The organism is Arthrobacter sp. LT660, from assembly GCF_056172845.1.
Genome location: NZ_CM149651.1, coordinates 1,563,464 through 1,583,162, shown reverse-complemented (window position 1 = coordinate 1,583,162; position 19,699 = coordinate 1,563,464). Strand labels below are relative to the sequence as shown.

20 protein-coding genes are annotated in these 19,699 nt (G+C 70.2%); 13 read left to right on the top strand and 7 right to left on the bottom strand.

The genetic code is table 11. The annotated features are described in order from the left end of the window. Positions 1-2: 2 nt before the first annotated feature. On the bottom strand, positions 3-956 hold the full coding sequence (locus tag AC0QSG_RS07285; RefSeq protein ID WP_435726233.1) for an ABC transporter permease: 954 nt from the start codon (positions 954-956) through the stop codon (positions 3-5). A 93-nt stretch (positions 957-1,049) separates the two neighbouring features. Beyond that, the gene (locus AC0QSG_RS07280) at positions 1,050-2,660 is read right to left on the bottom strand and encodes an ABC transporter substrate-binding protein (RefSeq protein WP_475377135.1); all 1,611 of its coding nucleotides are present in this window, start codon (positions 2,658-2,660) and stop codon (positions 1,050-1,052) included. 135 nt (positions 2,661-2,795) lie between these two features. On the opposite strand from AC0QSG_RS07280, the gene AC0QSG_RS07275 reads away from it, so the two are divergent. The 6 genes from AC0QSG_RS07275 to AC0QSG_RS07250 all read left to right on the top strand — a co-directional run bounded on the left by AC0QSG_RS07275 (position 2,796) and on the right by AC0QSG_RS07250 (position 8,106). Then, positions 2,796-3,527 carry a FadR/GntR family transcriptional regulator gene (locus tag AC0QSG_RS07275; RefSeq protein WP_475377134.1) on the top strand — a complete coding sequence of 244 codons (732 nt, stop codon included), beginning with the start codon at positions 2,796-2,798 and terminating at the stop codon, positions 3,525-3,527. Between the two features lie 2 nt (positions 3,528-3,529). Next, complete coding sequence (locus AC0QSG_RS07270) at positions 3,530-4,309, top strand: glucosamine-6-phosphate deaminase (RefSeq protein ID WP_475377133.1); 780 nt, start codon at positions 3,530-3,532, stop codon at positions 4,307-4,309. A gap of 89 nt (positions 4,310-4,398) precedes the next feature. Further along, positions 4,399-4,521, top strand: a complete 123-nt coding sequence (locus tag AC0QSG_RS07265; RefSeq protein ID WP_435726237.1) for a hypothetical protein — start codon at positions 4,399-4,401, stop codon at positions 4,519-4,521. A gap of 45 nt (positions 4,522-4,566) precedes the next feature. Then, entirely contained in the window at positions 4,567-5,916 is a 1,350-nt protein-coding gene (gene glmM / locus AC0QSG_RS07260) for a phosphoglucosamine mutase (protein ID WP_475377132.1), read from the top strand. A gap of 50 nt (positions 5,917-5,966) precedes the next feature. Beyond that, complete coding sequence (locus AC0QSG_RS07255) at positions 5,967-7,625, top strand: sensor histidine kinase (RefSeq protein ID WP_475377131.1); 1,659 nt, start codon at positions 5,967-5,969, stop codon at positions 7,623-7,625. Between the two features lie 196 nt (positions 7,626-7,821). Next, on the top strand, positions 7,822-8,106 hold the full coding sequence (locus AC0QSG_RS07250; protein WP_475377130.1) for a hypothetical protein: 285 nt from the start codon (positions 7,822-7,824) through the stop codon (positions 8,104-8,106). A 110-nt stretch (positions 8,107-8,216) separates the two neighbouring features. On the opposite strand, the gene mscL is transcribed toward AC0QSG_RS07250, so the two are convergent. After that, positions 8,217-8,612 (bottom strand): large conductance mechanosensitive channel protein MscL, encoded by a 396-nt coding sequence (mscL, locus tag AC0QSG_RS07245; RefSeq protein WP_475377129.1) that lies wholly within the window; start codon positions 8,610-8,612, stop codon positions 8,217-8,219. 19 nt (positions 8,613-8,631) lie between these two features. Beyond that, the gene (gene coaA, locus AC0QSG_RS07240) at positions 8,632-9,600 is read right to left on the bottom strand and encodes a type I pantothenate kinase (RefSeq protein ID WP_475377128.1); all 969 of its coding nucleotides are present in this window, start codon (positions 9,598-9,600) and stop codon (positions 8,632-8,634) included. Between the two features lie 48 nt (positions 9,601-9,648). Between coaA and glmS the strand changes: the two genes are divergently transcribed. Beyond that, a complete protein-coding gene (gene glmS / locus AC0QSG_RS07235; protein ID WP_475377127.1) occupies positions 9,649-11,523 on the top strand; it encodes a glutamine--fructose-6-phosphate transaminase (isomerizing) in 1,875 nt (624 codons plus the stop codon). Here the strand turns inward: glmS and AC0QSG_RS07230 are convergent. Further along, positions 11,510-12,208: a mycothiol transferase gene (locus AC0QSG_RS07230; protein ID WP_475377126.1), complete on the bottom strand. Its 699-nt coding sequence runs from the start codon at positions 12,206-12,208 to the stop codon at positions 11,510-11,512. The two genes, glmS and AC0QSG_RS07230, sit on opposite strands and share 14 nt — an antisense overlap. Before the next feature lie 88 nt (positions 12,209-12,296). Between AC0QSG_RS07230 and AC0QSG_RS07225 the strand changes: the two genes are divergently transcribed. From AC0QSG_RS07225 to AC0QSG_RS07200, 6 genes are all read left to right on the top strand, one after another. Beyond that, positions 12,297-13,433: an amidase family protein gene (locus tag AC0QSG_RS07225; protein ID WP_475377125.1), complete on the top strand. Its 1,137-nt coding sequence runs from the start codon at positions 12,297-12,299 to the stop codon at positions 13,431-13,433. Then, positions 13,324-13,593 (top strand): hypothetical protein, encoded by a 270-nt coding sequence (locus AC0QSG_RS07220; RefSeq protein WP_475377124.1) that lies wholly within the window; start codon positions 13,324-13,326, stop codon positions 13,591-13,593. Before AC0QSG_RS07225 ends, AC0QSG_RS07220 begins: the two co-directional genes overlap by 110 nt. Before the next feature lie 41 nt (positions 13,594-13,634). Continuing rightward, a complete protein-coding gene (locus tag AC0QSG_RS07215; protein ID WP_475377123.1) occupies positions 13,635-13,985 on the top strand; it encodes a holo-ACP synthase in 351 nt (116 codons plus the stop codon). A 2-nt stretch (positions 13,986-13,987) separates the two neighbouring features. After that, a complete protein-coding gene (locus AC0QSG_RS07210; protein ID WP_475377122.1) occupies positions 13,988-15,400 on the top strand; it encodes a bifunctional ADP-dependent NAD(P)H-hydrate dehydratase/NAD(P)H-hydrate epimerase in 1,413 nt (470 codons plus the stop codon). A gap of 64 nt (positions 15,401-15,464) precedes the next feature. Next, positions 15,465-15,662: a hypothetical protein gene (locus tag AC0QSG_RS07205; protein WP_475377121.1), complete on the top strand. Its 198-nt coding sequence runs from the start codon at positions 15,465-15,467 to the stop codon at positions 15,660-15,662. Between the two features lie 13 nt (positions 15,663-15,675). Further along, positions 15,676-17,721 (top strand): sensor histidine kinase, encoded by a 2,046-nt coding sequence (locus tag AC0QSG_RS07200; protein WP_475377120.1) that lies wholly within the window; start codon positions 15,676-15,678, stop codon positions 17,719-17,721. A 6-nt stretch (positions 17,722-17,727) separates the two neighbouring features. Here the strand turns inward: AC0QSG_RS07200 and AC0QSG_RS07195 are convergent, their stop codons facing one another. Both AC0QSG_RS07195 and AC0QSG_RS07190 read right to left on the bottom strand, forming a co-directional pair. Beyond that, positions 17,728-19,272 carry a putative bifunctional diguanylate cyclase/phosphodiesterase gene (locus AC0QSG_RS07195; protein ID WP_475377119.1) on the bottom strand — a complete coding sequence of 515 codons (1,545 nt, stop codon included), beginning with the start codon at positions 19,270-19,272 and terminating at the stop codon, positions 17,728-17,730. Continuing rightward, the gene (locus tag AC0QSG_RS07190; protein WP_475377118.1) at positions 19,265-19,696 is read right to left on the bottom strand and encodes a hypothetical protein; all 432 of its coding nucleotides are present in this window, start codon (positions 19,694-19,696) and stop codon (positions 19,265-19,267) included. The genes AC0QSG_RS07195 and AC0QSG_RS07190 overlap by 8 nt, the downstream gene beginning before the upstream one ends. Positions 19,697-19,699: the final 3 nt, after the last annotated feature.

Genomic DNA, 19,699 nt, shown 5'->3' with positions numbered 1-19,699 from the left:
GGTCACACCGTCCTGATTCGTGGGTTGATGAGCAGGTAGAGGAGGTCTACGGCGATGTTCACCAGCACGAACGTGATGGCGATGGTCAGGGTGACGCCCTGGACCAGGTTGACGTCGTTGTTGGTGATGCCGTTGAGGATCAGTTGGCCCATGCCGGGCAGCGAGAAGATCATTTCGATCACGACGGCGCCGCCGAGCAGGTAGCCGATGCGCAGGCCCAGCACGGTCACCGGGGTGATCAGGGCGTTGCGCAGCACGTTGCGGCGGATGGCCTCGGCGCGCGGGACGCCGTTGCCGATCGCGGTGCGGACGTAGTCCTTGTCCATCTCCTCCACCATCGAGGTGCGCACCACGCGGATCAGCGAGGCGCAGACGGGGATGGCAAGGGCCAGGGCGGGCAGGGCGAGCGAACGGAAGTACCCGGCGGGGTCCTCGGAGAACGGGACGAACCCGCCGGAGGGGAACAGCGGGACGCCCAGGGCCAGCCACTGGATGAGCAGGATGCCCAGCCAGAACGACGGCGTCGCGACGGCGGCGATGGAGAAGACCCGGATCAGCTGGTCCGGCCAGCGGTCGCGGTAGAGGGCGCCGGCCACGCCGAGGACCAGCGACAGCGCGACGGCGATGAACACGCCCCAGAACGTGAGCTGCAGCGTTAGCGGGAAGGCGCCCGCGACGATGCCGGTGATCGGCTGCGCCGGAGGGGTGGTGGATCCGAGGTCCAGGACCAGCAGGCGGGCCAGGAAGGACAGGTATTGGATGGGCAGCGGGTCGTTGAGACCGCGCTCCTCGCGGTAGTTCTCCTTGGCGGTCTCGCTGGCGCCCTCGCCGAGGGCGGTGGTGGCCTGGTCGCCGGGGGAGAACTGGAGGACCAGGAAGACCAGGAGGGTGATCCCCAGGATCATGAACGGGAGGGCGGCCAGGCGTCGGCCCAGCAGCCTTAGGATGTTGGCCACGTCAGCGGTGCTCCCTTGCGGCGTCGTGGTGGATGGGTTGGAGGGGGACGGGGGCCGCCGGCCGCGCCCGGGGGCGGCCGGCGGCGGGTGGCGCTACTTGCGCCCGGCGTCCAGGAAGGAGATGCCGGTGGTCGGCAGCGGCTGGAAGTTGTTCAGCTCGTCCGGGTTCCAGGCGGTCGGCAGCTGGCGGTGGAAGATCGGGTACAGCGCCGCCTCCTCGGCCACGATGTCCAGGATCTGGTTCCAGGCCGCGGTGGCGACCTTCGGGTCCGAGGCGCGGACGGCCTCGTCCAGCTTCGTCTGGACCGTCTTGTACTCGGGCGTATCGTTCCAGCGGAAGCGGTCCTTCGGCCAGACGTCGCCGCGGTACCACCAGGACAGCAGCAGGTCCAGGTCGTTGCCGAACACGGACGGATCTCCGGGGGCCGCGACCACCTTGAACGTGCCGGTGTCCACGTTGTCCGCGTACAGCGCGCCGGACTGCAGGTTCTGCAGGGTGACCTTGACGCCCGGGAGCTTGTTCCAGGACTCCACCATGACCGGGGCGACGTCCTTGACCCACGAGGTGTCCGTGGTGAGCAGCTCGAAGCTCAGGGAGTCGACGCCGGCCTCCTTCAGGAGCGCCTCGGCCTTCTCCAGGTCCAGGCTGTAGACCGTGGAGGCCTCCTGGTAGTTCGGGTGCTCCTTGTGGACGAAGGACGTGGCGGCCGTGGCGTTGCCCAGCAGCGCGCGGTCGATCACGGCCTGGGTGTCCAGGGCGTAGTGCAGGGCCTGGCGGACGCGCTTGTCGTCGAACGGCGCCTCCTGGCAGTTGAACATCAGGAAGAGCAGCCCGAAGGACTGCACCGACTCTACCTCGACCGAGCCGGCGAGGCGGTCGACGTCGAGGTACGGAACGTCCTCGATCGCCTGGACGCGGCCGGACTCGACCGCGCTGACGCGGGCGGCGGCGTCGGAGAGCAGGAACCAGGTCATGCCCGGGGCCAGCGCCGGCATCGGGCCGTTGTATTCCTCGAACTTCTCGAAGACGATCTTGTCGTCCTTGACCGCGGAGACCAGCTTGTACGGGCCGGAGCCCACCGGTGCGGCGTCGAACGCGGCCTGGTCGGCGGCGAGCTTCTTCGGGACGATCTTCACGATGCTCAGGCGGTCCGCGAACAGCGCGAACGGGTACTTGAGCTTGAATGTGACGGTCTTCTCGTCCTTGGCCTCCACCGAGTCGATGAACGGGATGAACTGCGCGAACAGGGACGCGTTCTCCGTGTCCATGACGCGCTCGAAGGAGAACACCACGTCCTCCGCGGTGACCGGGTCGCCGTTGTGGAAGGTGGCGCCGTCGCGCAGCGTGATCTCGTAGGTGGTGTCGTCGACCTGCGTCGGCTCCGCCGCGGCCAGGGCCAGGTAGCGTTCCCGGGTGGCCGGGTGGAGCTCGGTGAGCCCCTCGAAGGTGTGGATGTTGGCGGCCATCGGCGTGGCGCCGGTGGACGTCATCGGGTCGAAACCGGTGGAGAGGGCGTAGGACATGCCCGCCTCGATGGGCTTGGTCCCGGCCGTGGCGCTTCCGGACGCGCCGCCGGCGGCGGTGCCCGTGGAGCCGCAGGCGGAAAGCGTGGCGGCGAAAGCGCCGGCGGCGCCCATGGCGCCGGCGATCCGCAGGAAGTTGCGGCGCGAGCTGGTGTGGTTCATGATCGCGGGAGATTTCATTGGTGTCACCTCAGGGTTGTCGATGCGGGCATTGTCGGATGTAGGATGTCCTATGCCTCGGGTTAGAATGTAGGCGACATCACACGGTGACGTCAACCACAGATCCGTAACGGTCGATGGAGGGACGGAAAGTACATGGAGACACAGGTGCCGCCGGCGCGCAGGGTGCGGGCGAACGCGTCCGCGCGGATGCATGCGCTGCAACACGACATCACGGAGCTCATCCTCGAGCGCGGCCTGGCCCCGGGGGATCCGCTCCCCACGGAACACGAACTCGTGGAGGTCCTCGGAGTCGGCCGGAACACCGTGCGGGAGGCGCTGAAGGTCCTCCAGGCCATGGGGATCGTCGACGTGCGGCACGGCTACGGCATGTTCGTGGCCATCAAGAACATGGACGCGCTCGCCGCGGCCCTGGAGTTCCACGCCCGGCTTTCCCTCAGGAGCAGCGGGCACGAAGCCGTGGAACTCGTCGACGTGCGCCAGGCGCTGGAGTCCGGCCTGATCGGCTCCGCCATGGACGCCATGACGGAGGATGCGCTGGCCGCCGTCCGCACCGCCGTGGAGGACATGGAGCGCCTCGCCGAGGCCGGGCAGATGCTCACCGAGGCGGACGAGCGCTTCCACCGCAGCCTGTTCGAGCCCCTCGAGAACGGCATGCTCACCAACCTGCTCTCCGTGTTCTGGTCCGCCTACAGCCGGATGCACGAGCAGATGGACGGCAGTGGCGCGGAGCTGGCGGAGACCGCCCGCCTGCACCGCGAGATCTACGAGGCCGTCGCCGCCGGGGACAAGGCCGCCGCGACCGTGCTGGTCGGCGGGCACTTCGACGGCATCCGCCGGCTCATCGCGGACACCGTGGGGTCCTGAGCGTGGAGATCATCGTCCTGCCGGACGCCGCCGCCGTCGGCCGCCGCGCCGCCGCGATCCTCGCCTCCGCCATCGCGGGCAGCGGCGCCCCGGTCATCGGCGTGGCCACCGGTTCCAGCCCGTTGGCGACGTACGGCGAGCTCGCGGTCCTCGTGGCGGACGGCCTGGACGTCTCCGGGGCGACCGTGTTCGCCCTCGACGAGTACGTGGGCCTGGACCCGGCGCACCCGCAGAGCTACCGCAGTGTGATCGACCGCGAGGTGACCCGGCGGATCGGGCTGGACCCGGACCGCGTGCACGTCCCGAACGGCGCCGCGGAGGACCCGTCCGCGGCGGGCGAGGCGTACGAGGCCGCGATCGCCGACGCCGGGGGAGTGGACGTCCAGTTGCTGGGCATCGGCGCCAACGGTCACATCGGCTTCAACGAACCCGGGTCCTCCCTGGGCAGCTCCACGCGCGTGAAGACGCTGGCACCGCAGACGCGCCGGGACAACGCGCGCTTCTTCGGCGGCGACGCCGACGCCGTCCCGATCCACTGCCTGACCCAGGGCATCGGCACCATCCTGCGCGCGCGCAGGCTCCTGCTGGTGGCCACCGGCGCGGGCAAGGCGGACGCGGTCGCGGCCATGGCGGAGGGCCCGCTCGGCGCGCATTGCCCGGCGTCGGCGCTGCAGCTCCACCCGGACGCCACCGTGCTGCTGGACGAGTCCGCGGCCGCGAAGCTGCGCCTGCGCGAGTACTACGACTTCGCCCGGGACAACGCCGCGCAACTGCCCGGCTGAAAGGCTGTCCAAAACGCCGCCCGGGGCTTATCTTTTGTGTATCCATTGGGGACGTGTTGGGGAACACGTGGAGCATCGAGGGGGATGCCATGCGCAAGGAAGAAGAGGGGAAGACACCGGCCGCCGAAACGACCACGGTCTGCCTGTGCATTTGGGACGGCGGACGCGAGCCCGTGGTCGTCGATCCGGAGTGCCGGCGCCACCCCGACTAGGGGGAACGCCGCAATCCGGTGACCTAGCCATATGATGGAGCGACTATGGCTAGGTTATTTGGCACGGACGGGGTCCGTGGAAAAGCGAATGTTCTGATCACACCGCAACTGGCCATGCGCCTGGCGGAGGCCGCGGCCGTCGTGCTGGGCTTCAATCAGGTGCCCGCCGGCAAGCGGCCCGTCGCCGTCGTGGCACGGGATCCGCGGATCAGCGGGGACTTCATTTCCGCGGCCATCGAGGCGGGGCTCGCCGCGTCCGGCGTCGACGTGTTCGACGCCGGCGTGCTCCCGACCCCTGCCGCCGCCTACCTGGTCGCGGACCTGGACGCCGACTTCGGCGTGATGATCTCCGCCTCGCACAACGCGGCCCCGGACAACGGCATCAAGTTCCTGGCCCGCGGCGGGCATAAGCTTGACGACGCGCTCGAGGACGCCATCGAGGCGGCCATGGAGACCGAGCCGCTGCGTCCGGTCGCCGGGGACGTCGGCCGCGTGCAGCGCTTCGCCGACGCCGAGGACCGCTACGTGGTCCACCTGCTGGGCACGCTGCCCAACCGCCTGGACGGACTCAAGGTGGTCCTGGACTGCGCCCACGGCGCCGCCAGCGGCTGCTCGCCCCAGGTCTTTTCCGACGCCGGCGCGGAGATCGTGGTCATCGGCGCGGACCCGGACGGCATCAACATCAACGACGGCTACGGCTCCACGCACCTGGGGAACCTGCAGGCCGCGGTCCTGGCGCACGGGGCGGACCTGGGGATCGCGCACGACGGCGACGCGGACCGCTGCCTCGCGGTGGACCACGAGGGCACGGTTGTCGACGGCGACCAGATCATGGCCGTCATGGCCACCGCGCTGAAGGACCAGGGCAAGCTGACGGACAACACCCTCGTGGCCACCGTGATGAGCAACCTGGGCCTGAAGATCGCCATGGGCGAGGCCGGCATCGAGATCCGCGAGACCGGGGTGGGGGACCGCTACGTCCTGGAGGCCATGCGCTCCGGCGGCCTGAACCTCGGCGGCGAGCAGTCCGGCCACGTGATCTTCGCCGACCACGCCACCACCGGCGACGGCGTCCTGACCGGCCTGCAGCTGGCGGCCCGGGTCGCGGCCACGGGCAAGACGCTCAAGGAACTCGCGTCCATGATGACCGTCCTGCCGCAGGTGCTGATCAACGTCAAGGGCGTGGACCGCGCCGCGGTCAAGCTGAACCCCGCCATCGCCGACGCCGTCCGCGACGCGGAGACCGAACTCGGCGACGCCGGCCGCGTCCTGCTCCGCCCCTCCGGAACGGAGCCGGTGGTCCGCGTCATGGTGGAGGCCACGGATCAGGCGACCGCGGAAGCCATCGCCCGGCGCCTCGCCGCCGTCGTGCAGGAAGCCGTCGCGCTGGTCTGAGGCGCACCGCTTTCGGAATCACCCCTGCGACACCCGGGAGGGACGCCCACGTGACATTCCTGGCCGACGCACGCCGGATCCTGGATCTCATCAACCTGCGCGGGGAGCCCGGGAACCTCCATCCGCGCACCGCGCTGGTGTTCAACCAGACACCGGCGGCCGTCGCCACGCTCGTGGTCCTGGCGCTGATCGCGCTGGTCCACCCGAACCCCACGCTGGGCAACCCGTTGCTGTGGGCCGGGGTCGCCGTGGTCGCCGCGGCGACGGCCGCCGCGTTCCTGCTGCCCGTGCGGGACACGGAGGACAGGCTCCAGCTCGCGGTCCCGCTGGCGGACATCGTGGGGCTCAGCCTGCTGGCGATCGCCGGGCATGACTCCCTGTCCGGGCTGTCCATCCTGTTGGGCCTGCCGTTCTTCTGGCTGGCGTGGACGCATCTCCGGCCCGGCTGGGTGCGGCTGGCCTCCTTCGCGGTCCCCGCGGCCGTCGTCGTGTTCCGGGATTTGGACGCGGGGGACAGCGCCGACCGCCTGTTGCGTGCACTGCTGATTCCCATCATGATCCTGGCGTTCACCGTGTCCGTGTCCGTGGTTTCCGCGATCGTCGCGGACACGGAACGCCAGCTGGCCAGAGCGCTCCGGGAGTCGGAGCGGCGTAGCCTGCTGCTGGACGAGGTGTTGAACGCCGCACACGTGGGCCTCGTCGTCGTGGACGAGGATGGACACGACGTCCTCAGGAACGCCCGCCAGGAGGACATCCACCGGATCGCTATGCCCGCGGACAACCCGGACCCCGACGAGGGCCAACTGCTGGTCTTCGGGGCGGACCGCGCTACGCCGCTCGCGCGCGACGATCGACCTGTCCGCCGCGCCGTATTCGGCGAGGAGTTCTCCGGGCAGCTGGTGTGGATCGGGGAGGGCCCGCGCCAAGGCGCCTTCGCGGTGTCCTCCCGGAGGATGGTGGACGACGCCGGCGCGCACCGGGGAGCGGTGGTGGTGTTCCACGAGGTCACGGACCTGATGGACGCGCTGGCCGCCAAGGACCAGTTCCTCGCGCACGTGAACCACGAGTTGCGCACCCCGTTGACCTCGATCATCGGCTACCTGGAACTGGCGCAGGACACCCCGGGCCTCCCCCCGGAAGTCGCAGGCTACGTGGGCGTCGCCCGCCGCAACGCCGAGCGGCTGCTGGGACTGGTGGCGGACCTGCTGGACGCGGCCACGGGGCAGTTGACCGTCGACGCGATGCCGATGGACCTGGCCGGGATCGTCGGCGCGCGGGTGCGGGCGCAGGCCGAACGCGCCCGGCGGGCCGGAATCGAGCTGGTCAGCGACATCCGGGGCCCGCTGTGGGTCGACGGGGACCGGTGCCGGATCGGGCAGATCGTCGACAACCTCCTCTCCAACGCGCTGAAGTACACGAAGGCCGGCGGTACCGTCACGGTCTCCGCCGTCCGGCGCGACGCCGAGGCGGTGCTCGAGGTCGCGGACACGGGCATCGGGATGGAGGCCGCGGAGGTAGACGGGCTCTTCACGCGTTTCTACCGGACCGCCTCGGTCCGCCAGGCCGCGATCGCCGGGGCCGGACTCGGGCTCGCGATCAGCAAGGAACTGGTCGACGCCCACGGCGGGACGATCGAGGTGGACAGCACCCCGGGCAGGGGCAGCACCTTCCGCGTGCGGTTGCCCGCCATACCGGAACCGGGAAGGTAAGCGGGCCGGATCCGGAACGGAACCGCGAACCGCCATAACCGCTTTATGACAAAGAATCGGGCACATATGTACATGCCCGTCAGTCTTGTTTACCTTTGCAGTGCGATCCGGTTTTTCGCGTAGCTGCGGCCGGACCGCTCGAAAGCACCCCCACGGGACGCCTTACGGTGCTCCCCAGCAGAAAGGAACCGAAATCATGGGCAAGTTCCTCGCAACGATCGCGATCACCGGACTACTGCTCGGCGGCTCGGCGGCTTCGGCCGGCGCGGCGCCCCTGCCGGACGACTGCACCAAGACGCAAGGCACCGTCACCTGCACAACCTTCGAGGGGCCGGGCAATAACCAGGGTGGCGTGGGATCCACCACCACGGAAGAGACCCAGGGCAACACCTCGAACAAGAACCCGCGGCCCCAGGATCTCCAGGAGGATTGCGAGACCAACCCGGAGAACAGCCAGGGAGCACCGAACACCTGCGGCTGACCCGACCCCAGGCCTCCGGCCCGAATAGCGCGGCGGAGAAATGCGAAGAGGGACCCCGCCGATGGCGGGGTCCCTCTTCGCATTCGTCGGTGCGGTGGGGTGCTGCGTGGCTAGGCGCGGTTCCGGAGGGAATCGCGGATTTCGGTGAGCAGGAGAACCTGCGCGTCGACTTCCTCTTCCGCCGGGACCTCGCCGGCGGCGAGGCGGGCGTTGCGGCGTTCGATCATCTTGTTCATCGGCATGACGACGACGAAGTAGATGGCGGCGGCCACGAGCAGGAAGTTGACGATTGCGGTGAGCAGGACGCCGATCTTGATGGCACCCTCCGGGCCGACGGCCAGGAAGTTGTCGAAGTTCGGGGTGCCGACCAGCACGGAGATCAGCGGCATGAGCACGCTTTCAACCAGTGCGTTGACGACCGCGCCGAAGGCGCCGGCCATGACGACTGCGACGGCAAGGTCAACGACATTGCCCTTCATGATGAAGTCTTTGAATCCCTGGATCATGATCCGTAGCGTACAGCGGTCAGATCTTGCGGAGCAACATCCGCCGGATCGAATGGTCCGCGTCCTTGCTCAGCACCAGTTGGGCGCGCCCGCGGGTGGGCAGGACGTTCTCGCGCAGGTTGGGTTCGTTGATGCTCCGCCAGATGCCCAGTGCGGTCTCGCGGGCCTCGATGTCGCTGAGCGCGGCGTACCGGTGGAAGTAGGAGGCGGGGTCCGCGAACGCCCCACCACGCAGGCGCATGAAGCGGTTGACGTACCACTCCTCGATGTCGCTGGTCCGGGCGTCGACGTAGATGGAGAAGTCGAAGAAGTCGCTCAGGGCCAGGCCGGCGGTCCCGTCCGAGCGCACGCGGGCCGGCGCCAGCACGTTCAGCCCCTCGACGATCAGGACGTCGGGGCTGCTCACCACCACCTCCTTTTCCGGCACGATGTCGTAGGTCAGGTGGGAGTACCAAGGGGCGCGGACCTCATCGGCTCCGGACTTCACCTCGGAGACGAACCGCAGGAGCCGGCGGCGGTCGTAGGACTCCGGGAATCCCTTGCGCTGCATCAGCCCGCGGCGGTGAAGGGACTCGTTCGGGTAGAGGAAACCGTCGGTGGTGATCAACTGCACGTTGGGGGTGTCCGGCCAGCGGCGCAGGAGCTCCTGCAGCACGCGGGCGGTGGTCGACTTGCCGACGGCCACGGAGCCGGCGACGCCGATGACGAACGGCGTGCGCTGCGTGGCCTCGCCCAGGAACGTGGTGGTGGCCTGGTGGATCTGCCAGGCGCCCTGCACGTAGAGGTTCAGCAGCCGGGACAGCGGGAGGTAGACCTCGCGGATCTCCTCGAGGTCCAACTGCTCGCCGAGCCCGCGCAGGCGTTCGAGGTCCGCCTCGTCGAGGGGCTGTTCGATCTCGTCGGCGAGGCGGGCCCACGTCTGCCGTTCCAGTTCGACGTACGGGGAGACTCCGGCGTCGTGCACTCGCTGACCATTCACCCACCGCATTCTGCCAACAGTCCGGGTTGATTCCTAAAACACGGTAATCTGGTGCGCATGTGTGGAATTGTTGGCTACGTAGGCCTCGCAACGAAAACCTCCGGCACCCATGGCGCCCTGGACGTGGTCCTCGAGGGACTGCGCCGCCTCGAATACCGTGGATACGACTCCGCCGGCGTGGCGGTACTGACGGACGGCGGCGTCGAGTCGCGCAAGAAGTCCGGCAAGCTGACCAACCTGGTGGAGCTGCTCGAGACGGACCCGCTGCCGGAGTCCATGACCGGGATCGGGCACACCCGCTGGGCCACGCACGGCGGGCCGACGGACCGCAACGCGCACCCGCACCTGGCCGACGGCGGCAACCTCGCCGTGATCCACAACGGCATCATCGAGAACTTCTCCGAGATCAAGCGGGAGCTGCAGGCCAAGGGCCACACCTTCCTCTCCGAGACGGACACCGAGGTCGCCGCGGTTCTGCTGGGCGAGATCTACCACGGCACCGGCAAGGGCGACCTGACGCTGACCATGCAGGAGGCCTCGCGCCGGCTCGAGGGCGCTTTCACGCTCCTCGCCGTGCACAAGGACCAGCCCGGCGTCGTGGTGGCCGCCCGCCGGAACTCCCCGCTCGTCGTCGGACTCGGCGACGGCGAGAACTTCCTGGGCTCGGACGTCTCCGGCTTCATCGACTTCACGCGCCGCGCCGTGGAGCTGGGACAGGACCAGATCGTCACCATCACCCCCGAGTCCCACACCATCACCGACTTCTTCGGGAACCCGGCCGAGGGCAAGGAGTTCCACGTCGACTGGGACGCCGCCGCCGCGGAGAAGGGCGGATACCCGTCCTTCATGGAGAAGGAGATCCACGACCAGCCGGCCGCGGTCGCGGACACCCTGCTGGGCCGTTCGGATTCGCAGGGCCGGCTGACGCTCGACGAGCTGCGCATCGACGCGGCGGACCTGAAGAACATCAGCAAGATCATCGTCCTGGCCTGCGGTACCTCGGCGTACGCCGGCTCCGTGGCGAAGTACGCGATCGAACACTGGTGCCGCATCCCCGTGGAGGTGGAGCTCTCCCACGAGTTCCGCTACCGCGACCCGATCGTGGACGCCAGCACGCTGATCGTGTCCATCTCCCAGTCCGGCGAGACCATGGACACGCTCATGGCCGTGCGCTACGCCAAGGAGCAGGGCGCCAAGACGCTCTCCATCTGCAACACCAACGGGTCCACCATCCCGCGGGAGTCCGACGCCGTGCTCTACACGCACGCCGGTCCGGAGATCGCGGTCGCCTCCACCAAGGCGTTCCTGGCCCAGATCACCGCCACCTACCTGCTGGGCCTGTACCTGGCGCAGCTGCGCGGGAACCTGTTCACCGGCCAGATCAAGGACATCCTCGCGGACCTGCAGGCCATCCCGGCGAAGATCCAGGAGATCCTGGACCGGGCCGAGGACGTCAAGGAGCTGGCGCGCTCGATGTCCGAGGCGGATTCGGTGCTGTTCCTGGGCCGCCACGTGGGCTTCCCGGTGGCGATGGAGGGCGCGCTGAAGCTCAAGGAGATCGCCTACATCCACGCCGAGGGATTCGCGGCCGGGGAGCTGAAGCACGGTCCGATCGCGCTGATCGACGAGGGCAAGCCGGTGTTCGTGGTGGTCCCGTCCCCGCGCGGGCGGCACTCGCTGCACTCCAAGGTGGTCTCCAATATCCAGGAGGTCCGCGCCCGCGGCGCCAAGACCCTGGTGATTTCCGAGGAGGGCGACGACACGGTGGGCGAGTACGCGGAGTGGGTGTTCCCGGTCCCGCAGACCCCGACGCTGCTGATGCCGCTGCTGGCCACGGTGCCGCTGCAGCTGTTCGCGTGCGAGCTGGCCTCGGCCAAGGGCTTCGACGTCGACCAGCCGCGCAACCTCGCGAAGTCCGTCACCGTCGAGTAGTCACGGGCGCCCGGGGTTTCGCCCGGCGTTTTGCCCGTTCGGCCAGGCCGCGTACGTACGCGGCCTGGCCGATGTGCTGTGTGGCGTCGTCCAGCACGCTCATCAGGCGCACCGCGGCGGTGACCGGAGGGTCCCAGCGCCGGTCGACGACGCTCGTGTACGCGCCGCTGTCCATGCCGCCGAGCAGGTCCAGCGTCCGCCGGTGCGCCTCCGCCTGGTATCCGCCGAGCACGGCGGGATCGGCAACGCCGAACCGCGCCACGTCGTCCGGATCCTGGCCGTAGCCCGTGGCCTCGGGGCCGTAGTGGAGGGCGAAGCGTTCGGCCCAGCCGCCGTCGTGCCAGGCCTGGCCGCCCGGGGTGTGGCCGGATCCGCGTTCGGGCGGCCGCGCGCCGGCGAGGACCTCGGCGATCCCCGCGACGTGGTCGTCCTGGATGCGCGCCAGGTGCCAAACGAGCCAGGCGATGGAGTTGGCCTCCGAGTCCGGGCGGTACAGGAGGGCGTCGCCGTCCAGTCCGTCCAGGACGGCGGCGACGTTTCCCCGCACGCGTTCGAATCCGTCGGTGAGCAGGTCACGTGCCAGTTCGGCGTCCATGCGCACCAGTGTGGAGCCGGGGCCGACGGCGGACAAGCCCACGGAGGCGGCCAATCCAGCAGGGCGTCCAAGATCGTGCTGGTGGTCCACGATGTCACCGGCGAACCGGATCGTCCCCGCGGTGCGCTGGCCGTCCAGGGGGCGTCGCTCTCCGGCGCCGCGCCGGCCGGTGCATAGCGTGGGCGAACTGCACTATCTGGACGCCCTCGCCTCCGCGCGGCTGGCCGAGGCGCGCTACGCGCGGTCGGCGGACGACGCCGGGGAGCCCCTGGGTGCGCTGCTGGGGCCTCCGGTGGCGACGAAGGAGAAGCACATGCTAGCCGGCCGCACGCTGGAGCAGGGCCTCGGCGCGCACCGCGGCCGGATCGCCCCCGGCGACCATCCGGTGGTGGAGCGGATTCGCGCCGCGGGCGGGATCGTCCACGTGCGCACCGCGTCGCCGGAGTTCAGTTGCGCCACCGTCACGCACAGCCCCATGTGGGGCGTGACGCGGAACCCGTGGAACCTGGAGTGCTCGCCGGGCGGGTCCTCCGGGGGAGCGGGCGCCGCGCTCGCCGCGGGGATGGCGCCGCTGGCGACGGCGAGCGACATCGCCGGTTCCATGCGCATCCCGGCGGGGTTCACCGGGACGGTCGGCTATAAGGCCCCCTACGGCCGGATCCCCGGTGCCGCGCCGCTCTCGGCGGATTGGTACCGCGGGGACGGGCCGATGGCGAGGACCGTCGCGGACGCGGCACTCCTCGCCAACGTGATGTCCGGCCCGCACGCGGCCGACCACTTCACCATTCCGGCCGGGCCGCCCATCGATCTGGAGCACGCACCGGTCGCCGGCGTGCGGATCGCGCTCAGCACCACACTCGGCGACTATCCGGTGGACGCGGCAGTGGAGGCCAAAACCCGCGCCGTCGCGGAGGCGTTGAGGGGTGCCGCAGCCGAGGTGGTGGAGATCGGCCTCCCGTGGACCACGGAGCGGATCCGCGAAACCATCTTCACGCACTTCGGCCACATCCTGGCCCCCGCCATGCTTGCCGAGACCGGGGACAGCGATGCGCCCGCAGCCGCCTACACGGCGCGCTTCATCGCGGACGCCGCCGCCGAGGCCGAACGCCACACGCTGGCCGAGGGCCTGGCGATGGACGCCAGGCTGCAGGCGGAGCTGGCCGGCGATGGACGGGTTCGACGCGTTGCTCTGCCCGACGTCGGCGGTGGCCTGGCGCGACGCGGACGGCGACTACCTGGACGGGATCGACGCCGGCGGCAGGCACCTGGGGCACTACTGGGAGGCGCACCTGACAAGCCCGTTCAACGTCGCTAACCGCTGCCCCGTCCTGGCGGTACCCAGCGGCCTGGCCCCGAACGGCGTCCCCACCGGCGCGCAGGTGGTCGGCCACCCCTTCGCCGAGAACACGGTTTTCCGCATCGGTGCGGCCATCGAGGAACTGCTGCCGTGGGCCGAGCGCCGGCCGCCGGTGTAGACCCGTTCGGGCTAGTCCGCGCCGACGGATAGACTCGCTTCATGATCGTCGGCATTGGTGTGGACGTAGTCCAGGTTTCCCGTTTCAAGGCGCAGCTCGAACGCACGCCTGCCCTCCGCGAACGGCTGTTCGTCCCGGCCGAACGGGAACTGAACACACGCTCTTTGGCCGCCCGGTTCGCCGCCAAGGAAGCCGTCGCCAAGGCCCTCGGCGCCCCCGTGGGAATGAACTGGCAGCACTGCCAAGTGGTGGTCGACGCAGCGGGGGACCCGCACGTGATGGTGGACGGCACGGTGGCCAAGGCCGCAACGAAGAAGGGCGTGCTCTATTGGCACCTGTCCCTCAGCCACGATGGCGACCTGGCCACGGCCATGGTCGTCGCGGAGAAGTAGACATGATCCCCGCATACACCGGCACGCAGATCCGTGCCGCGGAAGAGCCGCTACTTGAGCGCGGCATGGGCCCCGAACTGATGCGCCGTGCGTCCTACGGCCTGGCCCAGCACACCATGGAGCTGCTCCGGCGCGAGCGGGGACGTGTCTACGGCACACGCGCCGCCGCACTCGTGGGCACGGGGAACAACGGGGGAGACGCGCTCTTCGCCATGGCCATCCTGGTTCGCCGGGGGGTCGCCTGCACCGCTGTGCTTCTGGGCAGGAAAGCGCACGACGCGGGACTGGCCGCCTTCGTGAAGGCTGGCGGACGGGTCGTCGACGGACGGCGCAAGGGTGGAAAGGCGTCGCGCGGCGACAGCAGGCGCTGGCGTGCCGCCGCCGAGGCGCTGGACGGGGTGGACCTGGTAATCGACGCGGTGCTCGGCACCGGAGCGAAGGGCGCAGTGGAACTGCCGGAGATTCCCGAAGGTGTGCTCGTCGTGGCCTGCGACCTTCCCTCCGGCGTGGACGCAACCACCGGCGACGCACCCGACTCCGCGATCGAGGCCGACCTCACCGTGACCTTCGGCGCACTCAAGACCGGGCTCGCAGTCGGCCGGGGGCACCTGCTAGCCGGCCGAATCGAGGTCGTCGACATCGGACTGGGACAACATCTGGGCGACCCCGACCTTCACGTCATCGAGTCCGCGGACGCCGAACGGCTTCAACCGCGCCCGCGTCCGGGGGACCACAAGTACACCCGCGGCGTGCTGGGCCTCGTCGCCGGGTCAGCCCAGTATCCCGGCGCGGCGGTGCTGTCGGCGACGGCGGCCGTGAACGCCGGCCTGGGCATGCTGCGCACCGTGGCGCCCGACACTGTTCGACCGTTCCTGACGCAGGCCGTGCCCGAGGCCGTGCCGTCGGACGACGCCGGCGCCCACGTCCAGGCGTGGGCCGTCGGTCCGGGCATTGGGGACGACAAGGTACAGCTTGAGGCAGCCCGGGCCGCCATCCGTGCCGGTTTGCCGTGCGTCGTGGACGCCAGCGCGTTGGCCGGGCTTGAACCACAGGACGGACACGGAAAACTGGTCCTGACGCCGCACGCGGGAGAGTTGCAGGACCTGCTGTCCCGGGTGGGAATGCGGGTCGACCGTTCCGGCATCGAAAGGGACCCCGTCCGCTGGGCCCGATGGGCGGCCGTCGGCTACGGCTCCGTGGTGTTGCTCAAGGGGCCGGCGACCGTATGTGCTTCCCCCGATGGGTACACGGTGGTTTTCAACGCCGGGCGACCGGAACTAGCGACCGCCGGAAGCGGCGACCGGCTAACTGGAATATTGGGGGCTTTTTTGGCAACCGGAGACCCCGGCGGGGAACCACGGAGCCGAGCGGATCTCATCGCTGCCGCTGCCGTGACGCATGCCGGCGAGGCCTAAAAGGCGCCTTTTTCGGCGACGGTAAGCTTCACCGGTTGGAAGAAGGATCGCGGGACTTGCATGAGTGGTCGGTTCCAACCTGCGCAGGGACGACGTGCACTTCTTCGCCCTCCCCACCGAGGGGGTCGGCCGCTCCGCCGACGGCCAGTCGATCGTCCTGCCGGACATCGCCGCGATCAACGACCTCGGGGAGGCGCTCTCCAACGACGATGTCGCCGCCTATGTGGAGTTCAACGGGTCGCGGCCGAGCGCGGGCGGGTAATGTTCACTAAGTGATGAGCACCACGGGGGGAACGGGGGCGGTCTGGCGGCACCTCGGCTTCGCCGTGGCGCTCGCCGCCAGCGCCATGCTGGGGCGCTCCACCACGCTGGAGGGCACCGGGTTCGCCCTCATCTGGCCCGCCGCCGGGATCGGCGCCCTCTGGTACCTCTGGGCGGCCCGTGGCCGGGCCGGCCGCTACTGGGCCCTCGCCGGCATCGCCGCCGTCTCCGGGAGCCTCAACTACCTGACCGGCCTGCCGCCGCAGCGGGCCGCGCTGTTCGGCCTGGCGCTCGCCGTGCAGGCCGCCGTCGTCCACCTGCTCATGACGCGGGTCCAGGCCGGCCGGGACACCGGCGTCCGCTCGTTCTTCGTCACCCTGTCCGCCTCCGTGGCCGCCGCGGCCGTCGGCGCCGGGATGGTGACGGCCGCCCTCGTGCTGGTCGGCGGGGCCGACCCGCTGGTCGCGTTCTCCGCATGGCTGATCCGCAACGGCATCGGGATGTCCATGCTGGTCAGCTTCGGCCTGCTGCTGGCCCCGGGGAGCTTCCTGCCCGCGACCGAGGGCACGCCCGCGGACGCGCGGCGCGACTTCCTGCAATGGCACGCGCCGGTCCGCTCCCGGTCCTCGCGCGTCCTGGAGGCACTGGCGCTGACCCTTTCCACCGCCGTGGCCTGCCTGGTGGGGTACGTGCTCAACGCTGGGCTCCCGCTGTTCTTCATCACCCTCCCGTTCGGCTTCTGGGCCGCCATGCGCTTCCGGAGCCCGTGGGCGTACGCGCATGCCTTCACGGTCGGCGGCCTGCTCCTGACCGTCACCCTCTTCGGCGGCGGGCCGTTCAGCGGCCTGGCGCCCGCCACCGCCGCCTACGTGGCGCAGCTCTACGCCTTCGCATCCTTTGTGGTCACCGCCCTCCTGGCGCTCCACCGCGACGAGACCACGCGCCTGCTCGCCGAACTCCAGCGCGCGGGGGAGGAGGCGCAGCAGTCCGCGCAGCTGCGGGACGTGGTCCTCTCCGGCATGAGCGAGGGGATCCTCGTCGCGGACGAATCCGGCGAATACATGCTGCAGAACGACGTGGCCCGGAAGATGCTGGCGGCCCTCGACACCGACCCGGACGACGGATCCGGGTACGCGCAGGTCTACGCCGCCACCGGGGAGCGGCTTACCCGCGAGCAGTTTCCCATGGCGCGCGCCCTGCGCGGGGAGACCGTGCTGGGCTACGAGGTCTCCCTGCACCTGGGGGGACGGGACCTGCGCCGCCTGCGCGTGGACGCGTTCCCCCTGGAGCTGCCCCGCGGGGACCGCCCCGGCGCGGTGGCCGTGGTCCGCGACGTCACCGACGACAACCGCCAGCGCGAACAGCTGAACCGCTTCGCGTCCGTGGTTGCCCACGACCTCAAGACGCCGCTGACCGTCTTCGATGGCTGGCTGGAGCTCCTGGAGGAGGAGGGCGGCAACGAGTCCGCGCGCACGCGGGCCGTGGCCAGCATGCAGAGCGCCAGCACCAAGATGAACCGGCTGATCAAGGACCTGCTCGCCTACAGTTCCGCCAAGGACGGCCAGCAGGACCCCACGGTGATCGACGTCGGGGCGCTGGCCTACGCGGTCGGGGAACCGCTCGTGGCGCTCGCCGAGCGGCGCGGCTCGGGAACCGTGGAGCTGGACATCACCGCGGAGGACCTGGTGTACGCGGACCGGAAGCGGATGGAGCAGGTGCTCGCGAACTTGCTGGGCAACGCCGTGAAGTACGCCGACGCCCGGCGCCCGCTGCGCATCACCGTGTCCTCGCGCCCGGACGACGACGGCGCGTGGGTGGTCGTCGAGGTCGCCGACAACGGCATCGGCATCCCGGAGGCCGAGCTGGGGGACATCTTCACCGAGTTCCGCCGCGCGTCCAACGGCTGGTCCCGCGCCGAGGGCAACGGACTGGGCCTGGCGATCTGCCGGCGGATCGTGGAGGCGCACGGCGGCACGATCTCCGCCCGCCGGGGCGACGGGCACGGGACGGTGTTCGCGTTCACGCTGCCCGCGGAGCCCGACGGCGACGACGCCGCCTGAGGCGCGCTACGCCGTCGGGCGCTGGTGTCCCTTGAGCGCGGGCTCGAGGTCGGTCGCCGGCACGGGGCGGCAGTAGTAGTACCCCTGGGCGCTCGCGAAGCCCATGCGCAGCAGCGCCTCGTGCTGCTCGGCGGTCTCGACGCCCTCCACGATGCACTCCAGCCCGCACGCGGTGATGAGCCCGGACACGGCATTCACGAGGGCCACCTGCCGGGCGTCCGCCGGGATGCCCTCGATGATCGAGCGGTCCAGCTTCACGCCGTCGACCGGGAGCTTGTTCAGGTAGCTGATGGAGGAGTACCCGGTGCCGAAGTCGTCGATGTTGGTGTGCACGCCCATGCGGGAGAGCGCCAGCAGGGAGTAGCGGTCCAGCGAGTCCCCGGAGAGCATGTTGTGCTCGGTGATCTCGATGCCCAGGCACGCGGCGGGCATCCGGTGGCGGCGCAGGGCGGCCCGGATCAGGTCCGGGAAGTCCAGCATGTGCAGCTCGGCCGGGGTGACGTTGATGTGGACCGTGAACGACTCGTCGACGAGCCCGCCCTCGCGCCACGCGGAGAGGTCCCCCAGGGCGGCCTCGAGGATCTGCGTGGTCAGGCGCGGCAGGAGGCGGCCCTCCTCCGCCAGCTCCAGGAACTGCCCGGGCATGACCACCCCGCGCTCGGGGTGCCGCCAGCGGACCAGCGCCTCCGCGCCGATCCACGCGCCCGTGGGGATGTCCACGATCGGCTGGTACACCGGGTAGATCTGCTCGGTGCCCAGCGCGCCGCGGAGGTCCGTGAGCAGGACCGCGCGCTGCTGGCGCTCGTAGAGCATGAACGGCTCGAACTCCCGGACCTTGTCCCGGGTGAGCTGCTTGGCCACGTACATGGCCGTGTCCGCCTCCTGCAGCAGCATGTCGGCGTCGTGTGCCGTGGTGGCCTCCGCGATACCCATGCTGGCGCCGGGGGAGACGGGGACGCCGGAGATGGTGGTCTCCGCGTTGATCAGCGCGATGAGCCGGCGGCCCAGCTCCAGCGGGCGCGGGGCCCCTTGGGGGAGGAGGACGGCGAACTCGTCGCCGCCGAGCCGGGCGATCAGGTCGCCGTCGCGCATGCCGGAGCGGAGGCGGTCCGCGACGAGGCAGAGCACGTCGTCTCCCGTGGAGTGGCCGTGGGTGTCGTTGATGTCCTTGAACGCGTCAAGGTCCAGCAGCATCAGTACCGGGGCGGGCTCGCCGCGGCGGTGCCGGTCCATGGCGTGCTCCAGCTGGCGCAGCAGCGCGGAGCGGTTGGCGAGGCCGGTGAGGGGATCGGAGAACGCGAGGACCTGCATCTTGTCCCGCGCCTCCTCCAGCAGCGTGGTGCGCTCGGCGACGCGCTGGTCCAGGTCCCGGTAGATGCGCGCGATCTCCGCGGCCATGGAGTTGATGCCCACGATGATGGCGTCGATCTCGTCCCGCCGGCCGCTGGGCTCCATGCCCGTCTCGAACTTGCCGTCGGCGATGCCGAGGATGGCCGCGACGATCCGTTCGATCCGGGAGTCGGCCTCCGGGGGCAGGGCAATGTCAGCCATGACCGCCGAGGTACTCGAACGCGGCCGCGCGCTCCTCGACGTACCGCATCTCTGCGGTGGCGCTCTCCGACGTCGCCGTCATGAAGAAACGCGCCAGCACGCGGTCCGCCGGGCCGAAGCCGAGGATCGCCACGCGGCCGAGGGAATCGAAGGTCCGGAAGGCCTCGGCTGCGAGCGGATCGACGCGCGTCAGCGAGGAGATGTCCACCAGGACGTGAACGGGCGCGTGCTCGAACAGGGTCGCCGCGCCCTGGGCCACCTGCTGGAGCAGGGCGGAGTTCAGGGCGCAGCCGGGCACGAAGGCCACCTCGAGGACGTTCTGCGGGTGTTTCCACAGGCTTGCGCATTTCGAGGCCCAGTCCGCGGCACCGCGCGGCGGTGCGGGGACCGCGTTGTGTGGATTGACGGTTTCGTTGTTCTTCACGGT

Excerpts from the sequence above, each read along its gene's own strand:
- AC0QSG_RS07280 (WP_475377135.1), bottom strand. The coding sequence starts at position 2,660 with ATGAAATCTCCCGCGATCATGAACCACACCAGCTCGCGCCGCAACTTC.
- AC0QSG_RS07275 (WP_475377134.1), top strand. The coding sequence starts at position 2,796 with ATGGAGACACAGGTGCCGCCGGCGCGCAGGGTGCGGGCGAACGCGTCC.
- AC0QSG_RS07265 (WP_435726237.1), top strand. The coding sequence starts at position 4,399 with ATGCGCAAGGAAGAAGAGGGGAAGACACCGGCCGCCGAAACGACCACG.
- glmM (WP_475377132.1), top strand. The coding sequence starts at position 4,567 with ATGGCTAGGTTATTTGGCACGGACGGGGTCCGTGGAAAAGCGAATGTT.
- AC0QSG_RS07250 (WP_475377130.1), top strand. The coding sequence starts at position 7,822 with ATGGGCAAGTTCCTCGCAACGATCGCGATCACCGGACTACTGCTCGGC.
- mscL (WP_475377129.1), bottom strand. The coding sequence starts at position 8,612 with ATGATCCAGGGATTCAAAGACTTCATCATGAAGGGCAATGTCGTTGAC.
- coaA (WP_475377128.1), bottom strand. The coding sequence starts at position 9,600 with ATGCGGTGGGTGAATGGTCAGCGAGTGCACGACGCCGGAGTCTCCCCG.
- glmS (WP_475377127.1), top strand. The coding sequence starts at position 9,649 with ATGTGTGGAATTGTTGGCTACGTAGGCCTCGCAACGAAAACCTCCGGC.
- AC0QSG_RS07215 (WP_475377123.1), top strand. The coding sequence starts at position 13,635 with ATGATCGTCGGCATTGGTGTGGACGTAGTCCAGGTTTCCCGTTTCAAG.
- AC0QSG_RS07210 (WP_475377122.1), top strand. The coding sequence starts at position 13,988 with ATGATCCCCGCATACACCGGCACGCAGATCCGTGCCGCGGAAGAGCCG.
- AC0QSG_RS07200 (WP_475377120.1), top strand. The coding sequence starts at position 15,676 with ATGAGCACCACGGGGGGAACGGGGGCGGTCTGGCGGCACCTCGGCTTC.
- AC0QSG_RS07195 (WP_475377119.1), bottom strand. The coding sequence starts at position 19,272 with ATGGCTGACATTGCCCTGCCCCCGGAGGCCGACTCCCGGATCGAACGG.